The organism is Streptomyces sp. NPDC002851, assembly GCF_053591935.1.
This window is the reverse complement of sequence record NZ_JBSFUT010000011.1, coordinates 124137-145428: the sequence shown is the minus strand read 5'-3', so window position 1 is coordinate 145428 and position 21292 is coordinate 124137. Positions and strand designations below refer to the sequence as shown.

16 protein-coding genes are annotated in these 21292 nt (G+C 71.3%); all 16 read right to left on the bottom strand.

What is annotated here, in order from left to right:
* Positions 1 to 132 precede the first annotated feature (132 nt).
* On the bottom strand, positions 133 to 2232 hold the full coding sequence (locus tag ACWD10_RS14510) for an iron ABC transporter permease (RefSeq protein ID WP_451090631.1): 2100 nt from the start codon (positions 2230 to 2232) through the stop codon (positions 133 to 135).
* A complete protein-coding gene (locus ACWD10_RS14505) occupies positions 2229 to 3230 on the bottom strand; it encodes an ABC transporter substrate-binding protein (protein WP_451090629.1) in 1002 nt (333 codons plus the stop codon). Before ACWD10_RS14505 ends, ACWD10_RS14510 begins: the two co-directional genes overlap by 4 nt.
* Before the next feature lie 34 nt (positions 3231 to 3264).
* Complete coding sequence (locus tag ACWD10_RS14500; RefSeq protein ID WP_451090627.1) at positions 3265 to 4083, bottom strand: ABC transporter ATP-binding protein; 819 nt, start codon at positions 4081 to 4083, stop codon at positions 3265 to 3267.
* Positions 4080 to 5912 carry an IucA/IucC family protein gene (locus ACWD10_RS14495; protein ID WP_451090625.1) on the bottom strand — a complete coding sequence of 611 codons (1833 nt, stop codon included), beginning with the start codon at positions 5910 to 5912 and terminating at the stop codon, positions 4080 to 4082. Before ACWD10_RS14495 ends, ACWD10_RS14500 begins: the two co-directional genes overlap by 4 nt.
* The gene (locus tag ACWD10_RS14490) at positions 5794 to 7185 is read right to left on the bottom strand and encodes a hypothetical protein (RefSeq protein WP_451090623.1); all 1392 of its coding nucleotides are present in this window, start codon (positions 7183 to 7185) and stop codon (positions 5794 to 5796) included. The genes ACWD10_RS14495 and ACWD10_RS14490 overlap by 119 nt, the downstream gene beginning before the upstream one ends.
* Positions 7182 to 7763, bottom strand: a complete 582-nt coding sequence (locus ACWD10_RS14485; protein ID WP_451090621.1) for a GNAT family N-acetyltransferase — start codon at positions 7761 to 7763, stop codon at positions 7182 to 7184. Before ACWD10_RS14485 ends, ACWD10_RS14490 begins: the two co-directional genes overlap by 4 nt.
* The gene (locus ACWD10_RS14480; protein WP_451090619.1) at positions 7760 to 9514 is read right to left on the bottom strand and encodes an IucA/IucC family protein; all 1755 of its coding nucleotides are present in this window, start codon (positions 9512 to 9514) and stop codon (positions 7760 to 7762) included. The genes ACWD10_RS14485 and ACWD10_RS14480 overlap by 4 nt, the downstream gene beginning before the upstream one ends.
* 46 nt (positions 9515 to 9560) lie before the next feature.
* The gene (locus tag ACWD10_RS14475; RefSeq protein WP_451090617.1) at positions 9561 to 10985 is read right to left on the bottom strand and encodes a lysine N(6)-hydroxylase/L-ornithine N(5)-oxygenase family protein; all 1425 of its coding nucleotides are present in this window, start codon (positions 10983 to 10985) and stop codon (positions 9561 to 9563) included.
* Positions 10982 to 12604 carry a pyridoxal phosphate-dependent decarboxylase family protein gene (locus ACWD10_RS14470; RefSeq protein WP_451090769.1) on the bottom strand — a complete coding sequence of 541 codons (1623 nt, stop codon included), beginning with the start codon at positions 12602 to 12604 and terminating at the stop codon, positions 10982 to 10984. Before ACWD10_RS14470 ends, ACWD10_RS14475 begins: the two co-directional genes overlap by 4 nt.
* A gap of 17 nt (positions 12605 to 12621) precedes the next feature.
* Positions 12622 to 14037 carry a diaminobutyrate--2-oxoglutarate transaminase family protein gene (locus ACWD10_RS14465; RefSeq protein ID WP_451090615.1) on the bottom strand — a complete coding sequence of 472 codons (1416 nt, stop codon included), beginning with the start codon at positions 14035 to 14037 and terminating at the stop codon, positions 12622 to 12624.
* Positions 14034 to 15326 (bottom strand): lysine N(6)-hydroxylase/L-ornithine N(5)-oxygenase family protein, encoded by a 1293-nt coding sequence (locus tag ACWD10_RS14460; protein ID WP_451090613.1) that lies wholly within the window; start codon positions 15324 to 15326, stop codon positions 14034 to 14036. The genes ACWD10_RS14465 and ACWD10_RS14460 overlap by 4 nt, the downstream gene beginning before the upstream one ends.
* A complete protein-coding gene (locus ACWD10_RS14455; protein WP_451090611.1) occupies positions 15313 to 16770 on the bottom strand; it encodes a pyridoxal phosphate-dependent decarboxylase family protein in 1458 nt (485 codons plus the stop codon). The genes ACWD10_RS14460 and ACWD10_RS14455 overlap by 14 nt, the downstream gene beginning before the upstream one ends.
* 141 nt (positions 16771 to 16911) lie before the next feature.
* The gene (locus ACWD10_RS14450; RefSeq protein ID WP_451090609.1) at positions 16912 to 17829 is read right to left on the bottom strand and encodes a siderophore-interacting protein; all 918 of its coding nucleotides are present in this window, start codon (positions 17827 to 17829) and stop codon (positions 16912 to 16914) included.
* Positions 17826 to 18905: an ABC transporter substrate-binding protein gene (locus tag ACWD10_RS14445; RefSeq protein WP_451090607.1), complete on the bottom strand. Its 1080-nt coding sequence runs from the start codon at positions 18903 to 18905 to the stop codon at positions 17826 to 17828. The genes ACWD10_RS14450 and ACWD10_RS14445 overlap by 4 nt, the downstream gene beginning before the upstream one ends.
* A 207-nt stretch (positions 18906 to 19112) precedes the next feature.
* Positions 19113 to 20309, bottom strand: a complete 1197-nt coding sequence (locus ACWD10_RS14440; protein ID WP_451090605.1) for an acyl-CoA dehydrogenase family protein — start codon at positions 20307 to 20309, stop codon at positions 19113 to 19115.
* A 6-nt stretch (positions 20310 to 20315) separates the two neighbouring features.
* Positions 20316 to 21287: a hydroxymethylglutaryl-CoA lyase gene (locus ACWD10_RS14435; RefSeq protein ID WP_451090767.1), complete on the bottom strand. Its 972-nt coding sequence runs from the start codon at positions 21285 to 21287 to the stop codon at positions 20316 to 20318.
* Positions 21288 to 21292 lie beyond the last annotated feature (5 nt).

Genomic DNA, 21292 nt, shown 5'->3' with positions numbered 1-21292 from the left:
GCGTAGTAGGCGCCACGACGGGGGATTCGTTGGAGGACGTAGCCGGCGCCCGGGAGGACCGTCTCCCGGGCGCCGGAGTTTCCACAGAGGTCAGAGGCCAGAGGCCAGAGGCACAGGCCACAGGCCACCCACTCACGTCGTGCGGCGGCCCCGCCTCAACTGCCACACGAAGTACGGCGTTCCGATCAGTGCCGCAAGCAGACCCGACGGGATTTCCGCCGGAGCGATCGCCACGCGGCCCACCACGTCCGCCGCCACCATCAGCGACCCGCCAAGGAGGGCCGCCATCGGCAGCAAGCGATGCGTGCGTGAACCCGTCAGCATGCGGGCCGCGTGCGGGGCCACCAGGCCGACGAAGGCCACCGTGCCCACGACCGCCACCGCGCACGCCGCCAGTGCCACCGCCAGGCCGAGCACCGCCAGGCGCGTGCGCTCCAGGGGGACCCCGAGCGTGCGCGGGGTGTCCTCGCCCAGGGCCAGGAGGTCCATCCTCCGGAACCCGAACACCAGCAGCGGAACGCCTACCGCCGCCACCGGCAGCAGCAGCATCAAATCCGTCGTGTCCCTCGCGTACGTCGAGCCCGACAGCCACGTCAGCGCCTGGGCCACCTGGAAGCGGGCGCCCGACACCAAGTAGTTCGTTGCCGCTGTCGTGAGAGCGAAGCAGCCTACGCCTACCAACACCAAGCGTTCCGGGGCCACCGAACCCTTCCGGCGCGACAGCGTGTACGTCAGCGCGAAGGCCGCCAGGCCGCCCGCCAGTGCCGCTACCGGGAGCACCGCGTACGGGACTGCCGGGAGCGCCACCAGGATCAGGGCCGCGCCGAAGCCCGCGCCGCCGCTTACGCCCATGACCGTCAGGTCTGCCAGGGGGTTGCGCGAGACCGTTTGGACGATGCCGCCCGCTACCGCCAGCAGTGCTCCCGCCAGCGCCGCCACCAGCAAGCGCGGCACGCGGTATTCCAGGACCACCGGGCCCAGCAGCTCATCCCCGCCGCCGAACAGGATCGCCGGGATCTCCGTCAGTGGGACCTTCAAGTCGCCCAGGGCCAGGCCCGCGTACAACAGCACCAACAGCACCGCCGTGCCCAGTGCCGCTATCAGCGGGAAGCTCAACCTCCGCCGCGTCGTCGGCATCGTTGCCGGAGGGGTTGGTTCCGCCGGGAGGCGGCGGGCCAGGAGCAGGAACACCGGGGCGCCGAACAACGCCGTCACCACGCCTGCTGGGACCTCGTTGCCCGTGGGGGATGTGACCCTTGCCAGAAGGTCGGCTGCCAGCAACAGCGTTGCGCCCCAGAGCATCGTCGCCGGGAGCAGCAGGGCGTGTTTGCGTACGCCCGCGAAGCGGACCAAGTGCGGGGCCGCCAGGCCGATGAAGCCGATCGGGCCGGTTACCGAGACCGCTATCGCTGCCAGGAAGACCGACAGCAGGACCGCGTAGAGGCGCATGCGGCCTACGTTGATGCCCAGGCCCCGGGCTGTTTCGTCGCCTGTGCCCAGGATGTCCAGCGTACGGGCGAGCAGCAAGCCTCCCACCAAGCCCGCTGCCAGCAACGGCAGTACGGAGACCGAGCGGTCCGTGTCCGCTACCGCCAGCGAACCGTGGCCCCAGAAGAAGACCGCCCCTGTTTCCTGCTCGAACAGCATGACCAGTACTGCCGTCACGGACGACAGGGCCAGCATGACCGACATGCCTGCCAGGACCAGGTGGCCCGGGCGGCTCCGCGTGCCGCCCGCCACCGTGTGGACCAGGGCCGCCGCCAACAGGCCGCCCACAAAGGCCACTCCGCCGCGGCCCAGGTCGCCGAACGTCAGGCCCGTGATCGCCGAGACCGCCACCGCCAGGTACGCGCCCGCCGTCACGCCCAGCGTGTCCGGGGCGGCCAGTGGGTTCCGTACCGAGGACTGGAGCAGCGCCCCGGACAGCGCGAAGGCCGCGCCTGCCACCAGGCCCGCCAGGGTGCGCGGCAAACGGCCGCCGAGCAGGACCGACTTCGCGTCAGCACTCTCGGCGGAGTCCGAGCCGAAGAGCAGGCCGAGCAGGTCGCCGAGGCCCACGTCGCTGCGGCCGTAGCCCAGGTGGAGCGCGGTCACCAGGAGCAGCGCGAGGGCGCCGCCCAGGACGACCGCGACCGGACCGGCCACCCGACGGCGGACCGGAGCTCCCGAAGGAGCCCGGTCCGCCGTCTTCGGCCGGTCCGGTGCAGAGGTGCGCGTCACCGTGTCGGTCATGAAGTGAGCGCGCCCGCGATCTCGTCGGCGACCTGAGCGGTGGAGAACGGACCGCCGAAGAACCAGGTGCCCGGGTCCAGGTCGTGGACGCGGTCGTTCTTCACGAAGTCCAGGTTCTTCCACAGGGCGTTCTTCGGCAGCGACTTGGCGAACACGTCGTCGTTCTTGGCCGCCACGTAGACCAGGTGGGACTTCTCCGCCTTCTTCAGGCCCTCGACGTCGACCTTGCTCATGCCGTACGCGTCCGACTTGCCGCTCCAGCCGTTCTTCAGGCCGAGCTGGGGCAGCAGCCCGCCGGGGATCGTCGAGTCCGTCAGGATCTCTACCGTCGCCGCGCCGTCGGTGGTGTAGCCGCGGGCGACCGTGACCTCCTCGCCCTCCTTCTTGCCGTTCGCGATCTTCTTCTTCGCGTCGGCGACCTTGCCGTCCAGGTCCTTGAGGGCCTTGTCCGCCGCGTCCTCCTTGCCCGTCGCGGTGCCGATGGTCTTCAGGGTCGTACGCATCTCGTCGTACTCGCTCTTCGTCGAGTACGGGTCGAACATCAGCGTCGGCGCGATCTCCTTCAGCTGCTTGAGGTTGGCCTCGGAGCGGATCTTCGACGTGATGATCAGGTCCGGCTTCAGCGCCTTGATGGACTCCAGGCTGGGGGCCTGGCGGGTGCCGACGTCCTTGACGGACTTGTCGAAGCGCGGACCGGCGGTCACCCACTGGTCGTACTGCTTGATGTCCGCGACACCGGTGGGCTGCACGCCGAGCGCGAGCAGGTCCTCGGCGTACGTCCACTCCAGGGCGACGACCTTCTTGGCCGGGGCCTTGAGCTTCTGCTCGCCCTTGATGTCCTTGACGGTGATCGAGCCGCTGCCGTTCGCCGAGTCCTTCTTGGCGTCGTCGGCGCCGCCGCCACCCGCCTGGTCGGCGGCCGAGCCGCAGGCGGTGGCGGTGAGGGCGAGGGACGCGACGGCCGCGAGGGCGGCGAGGGTTCTACGCATGTGCAGCATCGGGGTTCCTTGCTGGTGTGGTGAGGTGAGCGGATTACGACGCCGTGGACACGGAAGCCTTGGCGGGCTCGCGGTACGACGGCAGACAGGTGGGGACACCTGTGTGGGGGTCTTGGGTGATGGTGGTCTCGATGCCGAAGGCATCCCGGATGGTGGCCTGCGTCATCGCCTCGGCCGGGGTGCCGTGCGCGACGATCCGGCTGCCCGCGAGCACCACCATCGCGTCCGAGAACGCGGCCGCCTGGTTCAGGTCGTGCAGGACGACCGCGACCGTGATGCCGTGCTCGTCCGCCAACCGCCGTACCAGACGCAGTACTTCGATCTGGTAGCGGATGTCGAGGAACGTCGTCGGCTCGTCGAGCAGCAGCAGACCGGTGCGCTGCGCGAGCGCCATCGCGATCCAGGCGCGCTGCCGCTCGCCGCCGGACAACTGGTCGAGCGGACGCTCGGCCAGACGGTGCAGATTCGTGGCGTCGAGCGCCCAGCTGATGGCTTCCCGGTCCTCGTCGCTGCTCGTACGGGCCAGCATGCCCTGGTGCGGGTGGCGGCCGTACGCGACCAGCTCCTCGACCGTGACACCGGCCGGGATCAGCGGCGACTGGGTCAGGAAGCTGAGCTTCCGGGCCAGTTCACGCGGTTTGTACGAGGACAGGGCCTGGCCGTCGAGCACGATCGAGCCCGAGTCCGGGGTGTGCAGGCGGGCAAGCGAGCGAAGGAGCGTGGACTTGCCGGAGCCGTTCGGGCCGACCAGGGCGGTCACCTCGCCCGGGGTCAGCGCCAGGTCGATGTCCCGGGCGACCGGCTCGCCGCCGTGCCCCAAGGTGAGCTTGGACGCGCTGATCTCGATGCTCATGAGCGACCGACCGAAGAGCCGCCCTCGGCGAGGGGGTTGGGGACGGTGCCGTTCGGGCGCAGGGCGTGGCGCAGCGCGCGGTCCACGTACTTCGTGATGACCAGGCGGTCGGTGTTGAACGGGTAGCGCGGGAACTCCGTGTCCAGCATGTCGAACTCGGCGAACTGGTCCGCCTTTTCCGGGAACTTCTTGTGGTGCGCGACCACCGCGTCCCGCACCAGCTGCCAGTACTTCTCACCCTTGACGCCCAGCTGCTCGACGACCAGCGGCTCCAGGTAGCGGAAGTGGCCGAGCAGCAGCTGGTCCACGACGTGCTGCCGGATCACCACGGGGTTCTTGCGCGGCAGGACGTGGTCGTAGCCGTCCGGCTCCGGGCCGCGCTCGGGGACCGGGGTGTGCGAGACCGACACGTCGTCCACGAAGTCCTTGAGGAACAGGCGGCGCGGCACGTCGTTCTCGTCGTAGCCGATCAGGGTGTTCTGGCCGTGCGGGTTGAAGGTGATGCCGTACGTGTACATCACGTGCAGCACCGGGTGGAGCACCGTCTCGAAGAGGCGGGTCAGCCACTCCTCGGCCGGGAGGCCGGAGTTGCGGGCGAGTTCGGCGGCGAAGGACGTGCCGTGCTCGTCGACGTGCAGCAGCGAGGCGAAGGTGCGCACGCGCTCGCCCTCGTCCTGCCGCGACGACACCGAGTCGCGCCAGATGCAGCCGAGCGCCTCCAGGTGCTGGTACGGCATCAGCGGTACGCGGTCCAGGTACGGGTGGCGGACCGTCACGGACGCGATCTCGCCGAGGAAGACGGTGCGCAGCTCCTCGCGGAGCACCGGGTCCTTGTCGAGCAGGCCGGTGAGCCACTGGGTGGTGACCGGGGCGCCCTGGGTGCAGTGTGGCGGGATGCCGCGCCAGATCAGGGTGTTGACGATCTTCAGGGGGAGCTTGACGTCGTAGCGGCCGCGCTCCGCCATGTTCGTCATCGTCCGGACGGACTGCTGCGGCAGATAGCCGTCCTTGGACTCGCCGAGCGGGATGATCCGGTTCTGCGCGACCTCACCGGCGTACAGGACCTGCACGGCGTGGTCCCACTGCCAGGGGTGCACCGGCATCCAGACGTACGCGTCCGGGTCGCCGCCCTTGGCCTCGATGACGCCGCGGAAGGCCGCGATCTCCTCGGTGCTCAACTCGTGCCCGATGACGGTCTGTTCGCTCAGCTCCGAAGTGCCGCGGAACTCGGCGAGGCCCCGGTGCACCGCGATCCACTGCAACTTGACGAGCTGCTGCGACTCGGGGGCGTACGCCCGTACGTCGGTGGCGGAGAAGCCGATGCGGCCCTTGTTGGCGACCAGGGTGGGGTGCCCGGTCATGTGGCACTCCAGCTCGGCGTGGCCGAGCTCGCGCAGCTCGGCCGCGGTGGCGCCGCCGTGCTCGATGCGGGCGGCGTCCACGGCGAGGGTGGCCGAGAGCTCGGTGAGGTACATGCCGAGCGTGGGCGAGTCGGTGCCGATGGTGTCCGCGCAGTCGACCAGGAACTGCTGAGCGTCCCAGGCCGGGGTGGCTATCTCGTTGCCGAGCAGGCCCGCGGCGCCGCGCGTCACGGAGTCCTTGTCGGCACGCCAGCCGCCGAGGGCGCCCTGGGTCGCGGTGAAGACGTACGAGACGCCGCTGTCCAGGTCGACCCGGTAGCGGTCCGCCGCGCCGTCGAGCGCCTCCGGCTCAATCAGTGCCTCGAACGCGAACTCCGACAGGGTCTTGGCGAGCAGCCGCCGGTTTGCCTCGCGCCAGGACTCCGGCGAGACGTCGTGGAGCTCGGGTACGGGGTGCGCGGAGGTCATGCGGGTGGGGCCTTTCGTTCGAGGTCAGCTGTGCGGGCAGCTGGGGGGTGAGTTTCGGGGTGAGCTTCGGGCTCAGGAGGGCCAGTGCCGCGAAGAGTGCTCCGCAGGTGATGAGCGGAGCGGTGAGGTCCGCCTTGGCGGTCAGGGTCGCGGTGAGCGGGGCGAGGAGGAGCCCGGCTGTTTGTGCGGTGGCGATCACGCTGTACGTGGAGCCCTCGCCGGTGGTGCTCAGGACCCGCTCGTCCAGGGCCACTTGGCTCAGAGCGAGCCCGGCGCCGAGGAGGATGCGGGAGGCGGCGAGCTGGGTGGGCTCGGGGGTGGCCGCCTGCCAGGCGAGGGCGGCTCCGCCGAGGACCAGGGAGAGCCGAAGCAGGCTGCTTCCGCACCTTCTGCGAAGAGCGTTCGCGAAAGGCAGGGTTGCCAGGACGGCTATGTGCGGCAGTACGAAGAGGAGTGCCGCCTCCTGGGTCGTGGAGCCGTTGGCCGTGGCGTACTCGGTGAAGTACGGGCGTACGGCGTAGACGGCGACGGCGTACAGGAGGACGAAGGCGGCGAGGGGAGCGAGGGTGCGGGTCGACGCGGGGGTGCTCGGAGCCGGGGTTGCTGCAGGTAGTCCGTTAGCGCACTCGGCGCCGTGGCGCTGTGCCCACCCGTTCCGCCCTGCGGAACGACTGCCCACAGCGGGCACAGCAGGCACAGCGGGCACAGCAGGCACAGCAGGCACAGCGGTAGCGGACTTGCGGCGCAGAGCGGGCAACACCGCCCCCAGCAAAGCCAGTTCGGCCACCGCCAGAATCGGCAGTGCCAGCCGGGGTTCCGGGAACGAGACCACCACGGTGCCCAGGAAGGTCGCCGCGATCGACGCCCCGTGCAGGACCGCCACGTACTGGATTATCCCGGGGCGCAGGCCCCGCGGATGGCTCTGTGCTATCGACGGGTACGCGAGCAGCACCACCGACTTCGCCGCTATCAGCAGGACCGACAGGACCGTGAAGACCACGTACGAAGGGGCAAGCGCCAAGGACCCGGCGAGGAGCACCGCCGCGCCCTGACCCACCGTCACCAGGCGGGCCAGCGGCGCCCGGCGGGTGGCCCGGCCCCAGAGGGGCAGGGCCACCATGCAGGCCAGCTGGCAGAGGATGAGGAACCCACCCGTCGCGGTCAGGCTCGTGACTCCGTACGCCGAGCGGAACAGCTCGGGGTAGAAGGGCGCGAGCGCCGACTGCGTGGCCATATGCAGGCCCGCCGCGGCGAGCAGGACTCCGCGGTTCACGCGGTGCGCTCCCGGACCATGAACGCGGCGCGCTTGTCCGGCAGATCGAGCTCGCGGGCCTTGCGGAACCCGGCACGCTCGAAGGCACGGACCGAGCGGACATTGCGGACGTCCGGCTCCGCGACCACGCGCTCAGCGTACGGCTGCACCGCCAACTGCCAGTCCGAGACGGCCCGAAGGAGGCGCGCGCCCAGGCCGCGGCCCCGGAAGTCCGAGGGGCCGAGCAGCAGGTGGACGCCCGCGTCCCGGGCCTTGGACGAGTAGTGCGCGGCCAGCGGGTCGAGGTCGGCGCGGTACAGCTCCCAGTAGCTCATCGGCGTGCCGTCGATGCAGCCGATGTACGGCGTGGAATGGGCGCTGGCGCGCTGCTCGCGCAGGTACGCCTCGATCTGCTGTTCCGGCTGCGCCATCTCCCAGAAACGGGCCACCTCCGGGTCGTTCATCCAGCCGTGCACCAGGGCCAGGTCGGCGACCGGGTCGACGGTGCGGAGCGTGAACACGCCCTCGGCGAGCTCGGTCTCGGCCGTTGCCATGTAGTGCAGCTGCGGGGCGGTGGGCCTGGCGGACGCGGTGCTCATCGGGCGTCCACCTGCGCAATCGGGTTCGTGATGTCGACGTAGACCGACTGGGCCTCGAGCGGGCCGGTGAGCTCGTCCATGCCCTGGACGCGGGTGAGCAGGTTGGCCTTGCAGCGCAGCGTCTCGGCGGTGCGCAGGGTCTGCGCGAGGCGGAGCCGGTCGCCGTGGTCGGCGGCCAGTTTGGCAAGCCGGTCGGCGGCGCGGCGAAGGAGCGCCTGCTCGTCCGCGAGGTCCGAGGAGGCGAGGGCGCCGACCATGCCGAGCATGTTGTTGATGCCGACGTAGTAGGCGAGCCGCTCGTCGATCACCTCGTCGTCGACGTACGTGCCCAGGTCGCGGCCCACGTCCGGGATCCAGGAGTGCAGCGCGGCGGAGCGGTCGGGGGAGAAGTAGTAGCCCTGGTTGTCGCGGTAGCGGCCACCGGCCGGCCAGCCCTCCTCGTCCAGGACGACGAGGGTGTTCTGCTGGTGCGCCTCCAGGCCCAGGCCGTACGTCGCGTACAGCCACAGGACCGGCGTGACGACGCGGTCGAGGTAGCGCGCGAACCACTCCTCGCCGACCTCGTGCAGCGGGCGCCCGGTGCGCTTGGCCAAGTTCTTGACCGTGCGGGCCAGTTGGGAGTCGTGGTCCGCCAGGTCCGGGCGTACCGAGACCAGGCCCGCCGCGCACACGGCCTGCACCGCGGCGTCCGACGGGAACGGGTTGTCCCGTACGACCACGTCCAGGCCGGTCGGGTCGTCCTCGTGGCCCGCGGGGGCGTCGACGGCGATCCACGCCGGGTCGCGGACGATGTCGAAGCCGGGGTGGGCGGAGCGCAGCGCGTCGCCGAGGCCCGCGTCCAGGAGCCGGTCGATGGCGGCGCCGCGCTCCAGCTCCAGACGGAGGTTCTCGCGGCGGGAGTTGGTGATGCGCAGGCCGAGCGAGAACTTCAGCATCACGGGCGCGTCGGCCCGGTAGACCGTACGCACGGAGGAGGTCGGCGACCAGGCCGGGCCCGCCGGGCCGAGGTCGTGCAGCAGGCCCGCGTCGAGCAGGGCGCGCACCGACGGGCGGGACCGGACGTCCTTGGCCTGCCACGGGTGGGCCGGGATCAGGACGGTGCCTTCCGGGGCCGTGACCTCGTCGCCCGCGAGCTCGGCCATCATGCCCTGCGCGGTGCGGCCGGGCAGGGCCGAGTCGGCGCTGACCACGGACGGGTCGGCGGCGAACCAGTGCAGCGGGAACGAGCCGCGCAACTCCGGCGAGTACACGGGCAGTTCGGTGTCCGACAGGCCCTCGCGGCTCTTCGGCGTGGGGTGCAGCGGGTGGCCGCAGATCAGCGCCTGCTCGGCGGCGAGGAACGCGGTGGTGCCCTCCGGGTCCTCGGGGCGGGCGCTGCGCTCGCGGACGAACTCGGCGACCTTGCGGGTCGAGTCGGTCACGCGGGCCACCAGGTCGGCCACGGCGGCCGGGTCTGCGGCGGTCGTCTCGACGGCGATCAGGGCGGCGAGCGCGGGCGCGGCAAGCGGGGTGTCGGTGCCGCGGACGCGGGCCGGGCCGAAGCGGTGCCAGCCGACGGCGGACCAGTGCAGGACGGGCACCTCGACGGCGGTGCCCGTGGCGGGCAGGTCCAGGGTCAGCGTGCCGTCGGCCGGTTCGGTGACCGCGGTCTCGCGGACCCAGCAGCGCAGCATGCTTTCGGTGGCGGCGGTGTCGGCCGCCGTGGCGGAGGCAGCGGCGGAATCTGCGGGATTCAGCGGCGTGCTGCTCATGAGGGTTCTCTTTCTGTCTACGGCCGGAGAATAACTTAGGTAAGGCTTACCTGGTACGCAAGTCCTGCTGCGGAACCGGAATCTGCACATCCGCGGACGGCGCGCCCGCGAGACCGAACGTCGTGAACGCCGTCCGCTCCGGCAGCGGATAAGCCTCGCCCCCGGTCAGGGAGTTGAGGATGACGGCCGAGCGCCAGGCGGCCAGGCCCAGGTCCGGGGCGCCCACACCGTGCGTGTGCCGCTCCGCGTTCTGCACGAACACCGAGCCGCCGATGGACTCGTCGAACACGAGCCGGTACTGCTCGTCGACGTCCGGGCGGCCCGAGCCGTCCCGCGACAGATGCGGGACGAGCGGGGCGAGCAGACCGTCCACCGGGCGCTCCGCGTAACCCGTCGCGGAGACCACCGCGTCCGTCAGGATGTGCCCGGTGACCTGCTGTTGGGCATGGCTCACGCCCAGCTGGATCCGGGCACCCGGCTCTTCGGCGGACCACTGCGCCGAGTCCACGGTCACGCCCGGGGTGAGCCGGACGTCCGGCCAGCCGCCCTCCAGGGTGCGCCGGTACAGCTCGTCGTGGATCTCGCCGAGGGTGTCGCCGCTGACGCCCTTGTGCAACTGCCACTGGCGCGGCAGGAGTTCATTGCGTACGGGCTCGGACAGGCCGTGGAAATAACGGGTGTAGTCCGGAGTGAACTGCTCCAGACCCACCTTGCTGTACTCCATGGGCGCGAACGCCTCGGTACGCGCCAGCCAGGTCAGACCCTCACGCCCCTGCGGGCGCTGGCGCAGCAGGTCGAGGAAGACCTCCGCACCCGACTGGCCCGAGCCGACCACCGTCACGTGCGGGGCGGCGAGCAGTTCCGCGCGGCGCGGCAGGTAGTCCGCCGAGTGCCACACCGGGGCCGACGGGTTCTCGGCCAGGGCGCGCAGCGGCTCCGGGACGTTCGGGGCGGTGCCGACGCCGAGCGCGATGTGCCGGGCGAAGTAGCGGCCCACGCCCTCGGCGCCGCCGTCCTCGTCGAGCCGCGTGAAGCCCACCTCGTACGCGCCGCGCTCCTCGTCCCAGCGGACCGTGTCCACCTGGTGCCCGAATTTGCAGTACGGCAGCTGTCCGCTGACCCAGCGGCAGTACGCGTCGTACTCGGCCCGCTGAATGTGGAATTTCTCCGCGAAATAGAACGGGAACAACCGCTCCCGGTTCTTGATGTAGTTCAGGAACGACCACGGACTGGTCGGCTCCACCAGGCTCACGAGGTCCGCCAGGAACGGCACTTGGAGCGTGGCGCCCTCGATCAGCAGCCCCGGGTGCCAGTGGAACGCGGTGCGCTGCTCAAGGAACGCCGTGCGCAGGCCCGGCACGCCGTCGGCGAGCGCGGCCAGGGAGAGGTTGAACGGGCCGATGCCGATGCCGAGCAGGTCGAGGGTGTCTTCGGTCCCGGTCTGGGGATCGGTCGCGGGGCGGGTGGTCACGGGGTTTCTCCCTGAGGGTGGTTCTGCTCGGGTGCGGTGGGGGCGGTGGGTGCCGTGGGGGAGTTGGCCGCGCAGTCCGCGACCAGCTTCAGGAGCGGGGCGAGGTCGGCGGCGCCCACCCGGGGGTGAAGCAGGGTGGCCTTGAGCCACAACTTCCGCCGCCCGGTGGTGCCTTCGGGGTCGGTGGGCTCGGCCGGGTCCTCGGCCACGGCCCGGCCGAGCACGCCGCGCCCCTCGTCGAGGAGCCGCCGCCGCACCTCCGCGACCAGCGCGTCCCCCTCGGCGGTGGGCAGCCGGTCGGCGGCGAGCGGCCGGAACAGGACGGTGCTCAGTCCGGTCGGCCCGGGCCGGAGCCGCAGCTCCGGATGGGCGGCCACGGCCGACGCGAACTCCTCGGCCGTGTTCACACAGTGCTCGACCAGGGAGCCGAGCCCGCTGCGGCCGAGCGCCCGCAGGGTGACCGCGATCTTCAGGGCGTCCGGGCGCCGCGAGGTACGGATGGAACGGCCGAGCAGGTCGGGCATCCCGGCCTCGGTGTCGTCCTCCGCGTTCAAGTAGTCGGCCTGGTACGAGAGATGCCCGACATGGCGGGCGTCGCGCACCGCGAGCAGCCCCGCGGCCACCGGCTGCCAGCCCAGCTTGTGCAGGTCGAAGGTGACCGACACGGCGTGCTCGAGCCCGTCGAGCAGCGGTGCGAGCCGGTCGCTGAACAGCAGCGGACCGCCGTACGCGGCATCCACGTGCAGCTCCGCGCCGCGCGCCGCCGCCACCTCCGCGAGCTCGGGCAGCGGGTCGATCAGACCCTCGTCCGTGGTGCCCGCGGTGGCCACCACGAGCAGCGGCCCCCCGCCCGCGTACGCGGCGAGCACCCGGTCGAGCGCTTCCGGGTCCATCCGTCCGGCCTTGCACTCCACGGTGGCCGGGGTCGGCAGGCCGAGCATCCACGCGGCGCGCTGCACGCTGTGGTGCGCGTTGCTGCCGCACACCACCTGTACGCTGCGCTCCCCGGCGGCGCGGGCCCGCTCCCGGGCGAGCAGCAGCGCCACCAGGTTGGACTCGGTGCCGCCGCTGGTGATCAGGGCGTCCGGGTCGTCCCGGCCCGGGTACACGAGCCGGGCGAGCTCCCGGGTCACCTCGTCCTCGATCACCCCGGCCGCGGGCGCCTGGTCCCAGGAGTCCATGGACGGGTTGAGCGCGGACGCGGCGAGGTCGGCGGCCGCCGCCACCGCGAGCGGCGGGCAGTGCAGATGCGCCACGCAGTGCGGGTCCGCCGGGTCGGCGGCGCCCCGGGCGACGGCGCCCACGATGGACCGCAGCGCCGCGTCGGCACCCGCGCCGTGCTCGGGCAGCAACGGCCCGGTGGCTTCCCGCACTTCGGCGGCCACGGCCTCCGGGCCGCCCGCGGGCAGCGGGCCACCGCGCGCCACGGCACCGTCGGTCAGCGCGTCGAGCACGGTGGCGGTCAGATCGCGCAGCGCGGCCGGTCCGTGGACGCCGCCGGACACCTCGGTGGCGGCCGGGTCGGGCGCGGCGGACGCGGCATCAAGGGCCTCGGGTGCGGATGCGGATGCGGTACGGGCCTTCGGCACGTGCGGCCGCTCCACAGCGGCGTACTCCATGATCTCCTCCACGGTCGTCACGAGGCACGCTCCTCGGCGGCGCGGGCCGAACGGGCCGCCGCGGCGATCCGCTCGAGCACCGAGTCGAGTTCCGCGTCCGAGAGGACAAGCGGCGGAAGCAGCCGCAGCACACTGCCCTCGCGGCCGCCGAGCTCCAGCATCAGACCCTGCTCCAGGCAGGCGGAGCGCAGCGCCCCCGCGAACCGGGGCGCCGACGGCAGCGAGCCGAGCCGGTCCGGGGTCCCGGCCGGGTCGACCAGCTCCACGCCGGTCATCAGGCCCCGGCCGCGCACCTCGCCGAACTCCGGGTGGTCCGCGGCGATCTCGGTCAGTCCGCGGCGCAGCCGGGCGCCGAGCTCCGCGGCCCGCTCGGGCAGCCGCTGCTCGGCCACGGTGCGCAGCGTGACGCGGCCCGCGGTCATCGCGAGCGTGTTGCCGCGGAACGTGCCGGTGTGGTCGCCGGGCAGCCAGGCGTCGAGCTCCGGGCGGTACGCGATGACGGCGAGCGGCAGTCCGCCGCCGACCGCCTTGGACGCCACCAGGATGTCCGGCGTGACCCCGGCCTGTTCGCAGGCCCAGAAGTGGCCGGTGCGGCCGACGCCGGTCTGCACCTCGTCGACGATCAGGACGATGCCGCGCTCCTCGGTGATCCGGCGGATCTCCCGCAGCCAGCCGTCCGGGCCCTCGATCACACCGCCCTCGCCCTGGACGACCTCCAGGATCACCGCGGCGGGCGGGGCCACGCCGCTGCTCGGGTCGTCGAGCAGGTTCTCCAGGAGCCGGGCGGACAGCTCACCGTTCTGCGGGGCGCCCACGCCGAACGGGCAGCGATAGGCGTACGGGAACGGGATCCGCGTCACCGGCACGGAGTCCGCGCCGACCTGGCCGCGCATCCGGGACGGCCCGGAGACCGCCGAGGCGCCCAGGGTCATGCCGTGGTACGCGCCCGTGAAGGAGACGATGGAGCGCCGACCGGTCGCGGTCTGGGCCAGTTTCAGGGCCGCCTCGACGGCGTCCGTACCGGCCGGGCCGCAGAAGTGCAGCCGGGCCCGGTCACGCAGCTCGCCGGGGAGGCGCCGAAGCAACTCCTCGCTGAACGCGTCCTTCTGCGGGGTGATCATGTCGAGTGCGTGCAGCGGCGCGCCCGTGGCGAGGTCGGCCTGGAGGGCGGCGACGACCTCGGGGTGGTTGTGACCGAGCGCGAGGGTGCCCGCGCCGGACAGACAGTCCAGGTAGGTGCGGCCGTCGGCCCCGGTGACCGTGGCGCCCTGCGCGCGCACCGGCGCGACCGGCAGCGTACGGGCATAGGTGCGGGCGGCGGACTCGCGCTGCTCCTGGCGGCGCAGAAGTCCTTCGTGGAGCTCGGGCGAGGTCGGCGTCGCGGCGTCCGGCCCGGTGGGGACGGTGAGCTCCGGTGCGGAGGTCAGGCTCATGAAATGGTGCCCTTCGGTGCCGCGAACTCCTGGAAGGCGATGGCCTTCTCGACCGGGTAGACCTCACGGCCCAGGAGCTCGGCGATGATGTACGAGTTGCGGTAGGCGCCCATGCCCAGGTCGGGGCTGGTGACGGAGTGGGTGTGCACCCCGGCGTTCTGGAGGAAGACGCCGCGCCCGGTGGTGTCGATGCTGTAGTTGCGGGCCACGTCGAAGCGGCCGTGGGAGTCGAGGCGCAGCCGGTCCCGTACCGGCGTCAGGAACTCCGGTATCCGGTACCGGTAGCCGGTCGCCAGGATCAGGCCCTGGGTGCGCAGCCGGAAGTCGGCGTCCTGCTCCTCCTGACGGAGCCCGAGCACGTACTCACCGCTGTCCTGCTCGTACTCCGCCTCCGTCAGGGCGGTGTTGGTCATCAGGCGGGTGGGCACCGGGCCCTTGACGTTCTTCTCGTAGAGCAGGTCGAAGATCGCGTCGATCAGGTCCCCGTCGATGCCCTTGAACAGACCCTTCTGCCGGGCCTCCAGGTCGTACCGCTTCTCCTCGGGCAGCTCGCGGAAGTAGTCGATGTACTCCGGCGAGGTCATCTCGAGGGTGAGCTTGGTGTACTCGAGCGGGAAGAACCGGGGCGAGCGCGTGACCCAGTTGAGCCGGTAGCCGTGGACGTCGATCTCGCTCAGCAGGTCGTAGTAGATCTCCGCGGCGCTCTGCCCGCTGCCGACCAGGGTGATGGACTCCTTGGCCTGGAGCTCCTGCTTGGCGTGCAGATAGCGGGAGTTGTGGATGAAGTCACCACCCAGGTCCGCGCACGCCTCGGGGAGGTACGGGGGCGTGCCGGTGCCGAGCACGAGGTGCTTCGTCCGGTACGTCTCGCCCGCGGCCGTGCGCACCAGATAGGTGCCGTCGGCGGCGTACGACACCTCGTCGACCGTCGTATTGAAGCGGACCGACGAGAGCTGCGCGGCGACCCAGCGGCAGTAGTCGTTGTACTCGGTGCGCAGCGGATAGAAGTTCTCCCGGATGTAGAAGGAGTACATCCGCCCCGACTGCTTGAGGTAGTTGAGGAACGAGTACGGCGAGGTCGGATCGGCGAGCGTGACCAGGTCCGCCATGAACGGCGTCTGGAGATGGGCGCCGTCCAGGAACATCCCGGAGTGCCAGTCGAAGTCCGGCTTGGAGTCGAGGAAGAGCGTGTCGAGTTCGTCCAGCGGCTCGGCCAGGCAGGCGAGGCCCAGGTTGAACGGGCCGAGCCCGATGCCGATCAGGTCGTAGGTGCGTTCAGGCGCAGGCACGGGAGTCTCCCAGGTACTGCTCGGCATGGCCGGCGATCAGGTCGAGGACGGCGGAGATGTCCGCGAGGGTCGTCTCCGGGTTGAGCAGGGTGAACTTCAGGTAGTGCCGCCCGGCCGCCTTCGTCCCGGCGACGATGGCGTCCCCGGAGGCGAACAGGGCCTTGCGGGCGTACAGGTTGGCCCGGTCGATCTGAGCAGGGTCGGTGACGTCGCCGGGTATGTACCGGAACACGAGCGTGGACAGCTGCGGCTCCACGACCACGTCGTAGCGCGGGTCGAGGGCGAGCAGCCGCCAGGCGTCCGCGGCCAGCTCGCAGACCTCGTCGAACAGCTCCCCGACCCCGTCCGGACCCATCACACGCAGCGTCATCCACAGCTTCAGGGCGTCGAAGCGGCGGGTGGTCTGGAGCGACTTGTCCACCTGGTTGGGCACCCGCTCCTCCGGCGCGCGGCGCGGATTGAGGTAGTCGGCGTAGTACGTGGCGTGCCGCAGCGTGGCCCGGTCGCGCACCAGGACCGCCGAGGAACTCACCGGCTGGAAGAACGACTTGTGGTAGTCCACGGTCACCGAGTCGGCCCGCTCGATGCCGTCCAGCAGATGCCGGTTCTTGCGCGAGACGATCAGTCCGCAGCCGTACGCGGCGTCCACGTGCAGCCAGGTGTCGTACTGCGCGGCCAGCTCGGCGATCTCGGGCAGCGGGTCTATGGAGCCGAAGTCGGTGGTTCCGGCGGTGGCGACGACGGCCATGGGGGTGTGCCCCTCGGCCACGCACCGCTCCAGCTCACGGGCGAGGGCGACGGTCCGCATGCGCTTGTTGCGGTCGCACGGGACGGAGACCACGGCTTCCGGGCCGAGGCCCAGCAACTTGGCCGATTTCTGCACGCTGAAGTGGCTGCACTCGGAGGCGAAGATGCGGAGCTCGCCGGTGCCCTTGCTCGGCTTGGCCTCCTCGCGGGCGAGCAGCAGGGCCTGAAGGTTGGACTGCGTACCGCCGCTGGTGAACACCCCGTCGGCGGCCGGGCCGAGGCCCAGGCGTCCGGCGGTCCAGTCGATGAGGCGGCGCTCTATGAGCGTGGCGCCCGCGGACTGGTCCCAGGTGTCGAGCGAGGAGTTGACGGCGCTGAGCACGGCCTCGCCGAGCACCGCCGGGATGACGACGGGGCAGTTGAGGTGGGCCAGGTAGCGCGGGTGGTGGAAGTAGACCGCGTCGCGCAGATAGGTCTCCTCGAGCTCGCCGAGCGCGGCGGACGGGTCGTGCAGCGGCCGGTCCAGGTCGACGCGGTCGACGGCGGGGGCGAGCCGCTCCGGAGTGACGCCGGTGAACGGGGCCTGTACGGAGGCGATGTGGTTCGCCACCCGCTCGGCGCCTTCGGCGATGCAGCGGCGGTATGCCTCCGCGTTCAGGCCGTTGAGCAGGTGAGACCTGGGCGCGAGGAGACTCATGAACGGGTCCTCCCGTAGGGGACGGAGTCGGCTCCCTGAGAGCGGATACGACTCGGGGCGGTGGACTTAGGTAAGCCTAACCTAAATCAACCGCCCCTGGGGCCTCGGGTGTTCCGATTTCAGCCATGTGTCACAGAAGATTCATTTTGTCGCTTCCGTCGCAGTGGCTTCGGTGGCGGCTTCGGTAGCGGCCTGGGTGGCGGCTTCGGTGGCGGCTTCCTCGCGGAAGCGGTCCTCGCTCGCACCCAACCGCCAGTACCCGGTGAACGTGATGGCTCTGCGGTCGAATTGACGCTCGTTGACGAGATGGCGGCGCAGCGCCTTCACCGTCCCGGCCTCGCCCGCGATCCAGCAGTACGGCGCCGCGTCGGGCAGCTCGGCCGCGCGCAGCGCCTCCAGGGCGCGCTCGGTGCGGTGCGCGCCGGAGGCCTCGGCGGCCTCCCGTACGAGCCAGGTGATCCGGGCGTCGGCCGCCGTCTTCAGGTCCAACACATCGCCTTGGCGCGGGACTTCGAGCCAGACCTTGGCGGGCGTCCCGGCGGGCAGTGACTCCAGGATCGCCGCGGCCGCGGGCAGCGCCGTCTCGTCGGCCCACAGGAGCAGCCACTCGGCGCTCTCCGGAAGCCGGAAGCGTACGCCCGAGTTGTCCGGCGCGGTCGGGCCGAGCACCTGGACGCGGTCGCCGGGCGCGGCCTTCTCGGCCCAGGCGCAGGCCGGGCCGCCGTCCGGGTGCACCGCGAAGTCGATATCGACCTCGTGCGGGTCACGCCGCTGGGCGCGCACGGTGTACGAGCGCATCACCGCCCGTACGTCGTCGGGCAGTTCGCGATACGCCGCGTACCACGCCGAGACGTCCTGAGCGGGCGGAAGCACCGGCTCCGGCTGCCCCGGGTGCGGCAGGAAGAGCGATAGGCTCTGGTCCCGGCCGCCGCTGGCGAAGTCCGCGAGCCCGGGCCCGGTGAAGGTGACCCGGACCAGGGACGGCGACAGGCGCTCGGTCCGCAGGACCTCAAGAGCGAACAGCTGGAAGGGCGTCACGGTCTCCCGGCGCCCGCTCATTCGGCGGCCTTCTTCGCGGCCTTCTTCGTGACCTTCTTGGCGCCCTCGATGGCCTTGGCGAGGTCTTCGAGGATCGGCGCGCACTTGTCGTACGAGTAAATGGGCTCGGTGACGCGGGGGATGACCTGACCGGCCTTGACCGCGGGCAGCTTCTTCCAGGTCGGCTTGGTCTTGTCGAGCTCGGCGGGCTGGATGGCGGCGGAGGTGCGGTTGTCCATCATGATGATGTCCGCGTCGTACTTGTCGGCGTTCTCCCAGCTGAGCTCCTCGAAGAAGCCCTGCGCGTTCACCTTCGGCTGGACGAACTTCACACCGAGGTCCTCGAAGTAGCGGGTGTCGGCGGCCGTTTCGGCAAGCGAGACATAGAACAGATCGTCGCTGCCGGAGCCGATCATGACCGTGATGTCCGGGTTGGCCTTGGCGGCCTGGCGCAGCCGCTCGGCGGCCTTCTCGAACCGGGCCTTGGCGTCGGTGACCTTCTTCGCCTTCAGGTCGGCGCCCAGGGACTCGGCCAGATCGGCGCGGCGCTGAAGCGCCTTGGGCATGGTGGTCTCGGCGGCCCACAGGGCGACGGTCGGGGCGAGCTTGAGGATCTTTTCCTTGGAGTTGTCCGGGACGTACCAGAGTTGGTCCTTGACCCACATGTCGGTGATCAGGACCTCGGGTGCGAGCGAGGCGTACTTCTCGACATTGAACTGGCCCCAGGTGTTGCCCAGGATCGTCAGCTTGCTGATGTCCATGTCACCGGCCTGGACATCGGGCTTGCCGCCCTCGCCCTTGGTGGGGCCGAAGACGCCCTTGACCGTGATGCCGTAGTCGTGCAGGGCGGCCGCGGTGCCGGTGAAGGCGACGATGTTCTGCGGCCGGGCGTCCGTCTTCACGGTCGTACCGCGGTCGTCCTTGAACTCCCACGGGCCGGACTTGCCCGCGCCTGCGGCCTGTCCATCGCCGTCGGCGGAGCCGCTCTTCGTGCCGGAGCCGCCGCCGCAGGCGGTCAGCAGGGCGCCGAATCCGACGGCGCCGCCGGCGGCGAGCAAGCCACGGCGGGAGAGGCGGGAGGCTCGGGCGTGGAGCATGGCGGTGTCTGCTTTCGTGCGGGTTGGCGCGGGATGCGCGGGTACGGCTGGCCCCAGGGGCCGATTTTTGGCCTTAGGTTAACCTAACCTAAGGCGCTCCAGTACCCCTCGGTCGGGCCCTGCCGGACTCTGCCGGACCCTTGACCGCGCCCGTACCGCACGCCATGCCCGCGCGGCGGGCCGCCCCGCCCGCGCCCGCTCTCCCGGCTACCCCGTGAGCCCCAACTCCCGGGCGATCAGCATCCGCTGGACCTCGCTCGTGCCCTCGCCGATCTCCAGGATCTTGGAGTCCCGCCACATCCGGGCCACCGGGAACTCGTTCATGAAGCCGTACCCGCCGTGGATCTGCGTCGCCTCGCGCGCGTTGTCCACCGCCACCGTCGACGAGTAGAGCTTCGCCAGGGCCGCCTCTTTCTTGAACGGCTCGCCGTGCACCAGACGGGAGGCCGCGTCCCGCCACGCCAGCCGTGCGGTGTGCGCCCGCATCTCCATGTCCGCGAGCTTGAACTGGATCGCCTGGTTGGCCCCGATCGGGCGACCGAAGGCACGGCGCTCCTTGGCGTACTTCACCGACTCGTCGACACAGCCCTGCGCGAGCCCGGTGGCGAGCGCCGAGATCGCGATCCGGCCCTCGTCGAGGATGCGCAGGAACTGGGCGTACCCGCGGCCCTCCTCGCCGAGCAGGTTCGCCGCCGGTACCCGGACGTCACTGAAGGAGAGCTCGCGGGTGTCCGACGCGTTCCACCCCACCTTCGAATACGGCGGTGCCACCGTGAACCCGGGCGTGCCCGACGGGACGATGATCGACGAGATCAGCGGCTTGCCGTCCGGCGTGTGCCCGGTGACCGCGGTGACCGTCACCAGACCCGTTATGTCCGTACCGGAGTTGGTGATGAAGCACTTCGTGCCGTTGATCACCCACTCTCCCCCACTCTCGGCTTCGCTCGAGCGGGAGGTGCCCCGCTCCTCAAGGACCGCTGTCGTACGCGTACCGCCCGCGTCCGAGCCGCCGTCCGGCTCGGTCAGACCGAAGGCGCCGAGCATCTCGCCCGAGCACATCCGGGGCAGCCACTCGCGCTTCTGCTCCTCGGTGCCGAACAGATACAGCGGCATCGCGCCCAGGGACACCCCGGCCTCCAGGGTGATGGCCACCGAGGAGTCGACCCGGGCCAACTCCTCCAGGGCGATGCCGAGGGCGAGATAGTCGCCGCCCATCCCGCCGTACTCCTCGGGGAAGGGCAGCCCGAACAGGCCCATGCGGGCCATCTCCCGGACGATTTCGTACGGGAACTCGTGCCGCTCGTACAGGTCGCCGATCTTCGGCGCGACGACCTCGTGCGCGAACTCCTCGACGGTGCGCCTCAGTTCCTCGTGCTCTTCCGAGAGCCGGTGGTCAAGCGACATCGGACGTCACTCCTTGTGGGGTGTGGTCGACGTGGTCGTTGCAGGTCTCGCTGGCTCCGGCCCCGCCCCGGTGAGGGCGCGGACGGTGCGTGAGGGGCTGGGGCGCCCCAGACGGGTGGCCATCCACGCGCTGGTGGCGCTGAGACGGCCGAGGTCGACCCCGGTCTCGATGCCGAGGCCGTCGAGCATCCACACCAGGTCCTCGGTGGCGAGGTTCCCGGTGGCGCTCTTCGCGTACGGGCAGCCGCCGAGGCCGCCCGCGGCGGCGTCCACCGTGGTCACGCCGTGCTGGAGGGCCGCCAGGGTGTTGGCGAGGGCCTGGCCGTACGTGTCGTGGAAGTGCACGCCGACGGCGTCCGTGGGCACGCCCGCCTCGTTCAGGGCGGCGAGCAGCGCGAGGACATGGCCCGGCGTGGCCACGCCGATGGTGTCGCCCAGGCTCAGCTCGTCACAGCCCAGATCGAGCAGCGCCCGCGCCACGCGCACCACTTGATGCACCGGAACCGGGCCCTCCCACGGGTCGCCGAAGCACATCGACAGATAGCCGCGGACATGCACCTTGTCGGTCTTGGCGCGGGCCACGACCGGCTCGAACATGGCGAGTGACGCGTCGACCGTGCGGTTGAGGTTGGCCTTGGCGAAGGACTCGGTGGCGCTGGCGAACACGGCGATCCGGCGGGCGCCGAGCTCCAGGGCGCGGTCCAGGCCCCGCTCGTTGGGTACGAGCACGGGCAGCGCCACGCCGTCGATGTCGCCGAGTTGCGGGAACAGGTCGGCCGCGTCGGCCAGTTGGGGCACCCACTTGGGGTGCACGAAGCTGGTCGCCTCGACGGTGCCGAGCCCCGCGTCGGCCAGGCGGTGGATGAACTCGGCCTTTACTTCTGTGGGGACGGTGGCCTGCTCGTTCTGGAGCCCGTCCCGCGGGCCCACCTCGTGGATACGGACCCGGGCGGGAAGCCCTGGGGCGGGCAGGGTCATCGGCA

What these genes read in the sequence shown, in the direction of transcription:
- ACWD10_RS14500 (WP_451090627.1), bottom strand. Translation starts at nt 4,083, where the DNA reads ATGAGCATCGAGATCAGCGCGTCCAAGCTCACCTTGGGGCACGGCGGC.
- ACWD10_RS14495 (WP_451090625.1), bottom strand. Translation starts at nt 5,912, where the DNA reads ATGACCTCCGCGCACCCCGTACCCGAGCTCCACGACGTCTCGCCGGAG.
- ACWD10_RS14465 (WP_451090615.1), bottom strand. Translation starts at nt 14,037, where the DNA reads ATGAGCCTGACCTCCGCACCGGAGCTCACCGTCCCCACCGGGCCGGAC.
- ACWD10_RS14435 (WP_451090767.1), bottom strand. Translation starts at nt 21,287, where the DNA reads ATGACCCTGCCCGCCCCAGGGCTTCCCGCCCGGGTCCGTATCCACGAG.
- ACWD10_RS14445 (WP_451090607.1), bottom strand. Translation starts at nt 18,905, where the DNA reads ATGCTCCACGCCCGAGCCTCCCGCCTCTCCCGCCGTGGCTTGCTCGCC.
- ACWD10_RS14450 (WP_451090609.1), bottom strand. Translation starts at nt 17,829, where the DNA reads ATGAGCGGGCGCCGGGAGACCGTGACGCCCTTCCAGCTGTTCGCTCTT.
- ACWD10_RS14505 (WP_451090629.1), bottom strand. Translation starts at nt 3,230, where the DNA reads ATGCTGCACATGCGTAGAACCCTCGCCGCCCTCGCGGCCGTCGCGTCC.
- ACWD10_RS14480 (WP_451090619.1), bottom strand. Translation starts at nt 9,514, where the DNA reads ATGAGCAGCACGCCGCTGAATCCCGCAGATTCCGCCGCTGCCTCCGCC.
- ACWD10_RS14470 (WP_451090769.1), bottom strand. Translation starts at nt 12,604, where the DNA reads ATGGAGTACGCCGCTGTGGAGCGGCCGCACGTGCCGAAGGCCCGTACC.
- ACWD10_RS14455 (WP_451090611.1), bottom strand. Translation starts at nt 16,770, where the DNA reads ATGAGTCTCCTCGCGCCCAGGTCTCACCTGCTCAACGGCCTGAACGCG.
- ACWD10_RS14510 (WP_451090631.1), bottom strand. Translation starts at nt 2,232, where the DNA reads ATGACCGACACGGTGACGCGCACCTCTGCACCGGACCGGCCGAAGACG.
- ACWD10_RS14440 (WP_451090605.1), bottom strand. Translation starts at nt 20,309, where the DNA reads ATGTCGCTTGACCACCGGCTCTCGGAAGAGCACGAGGAACTGAGGCGC.
- ACWD10_RS14485 (WP_451090621.1), bottom strand. Translation starts at nt 7,763, where the DNA reads ATGAGCACCGCGTCCGCCAGGCCCACCGCCCCGCAGCTGCACTACATG.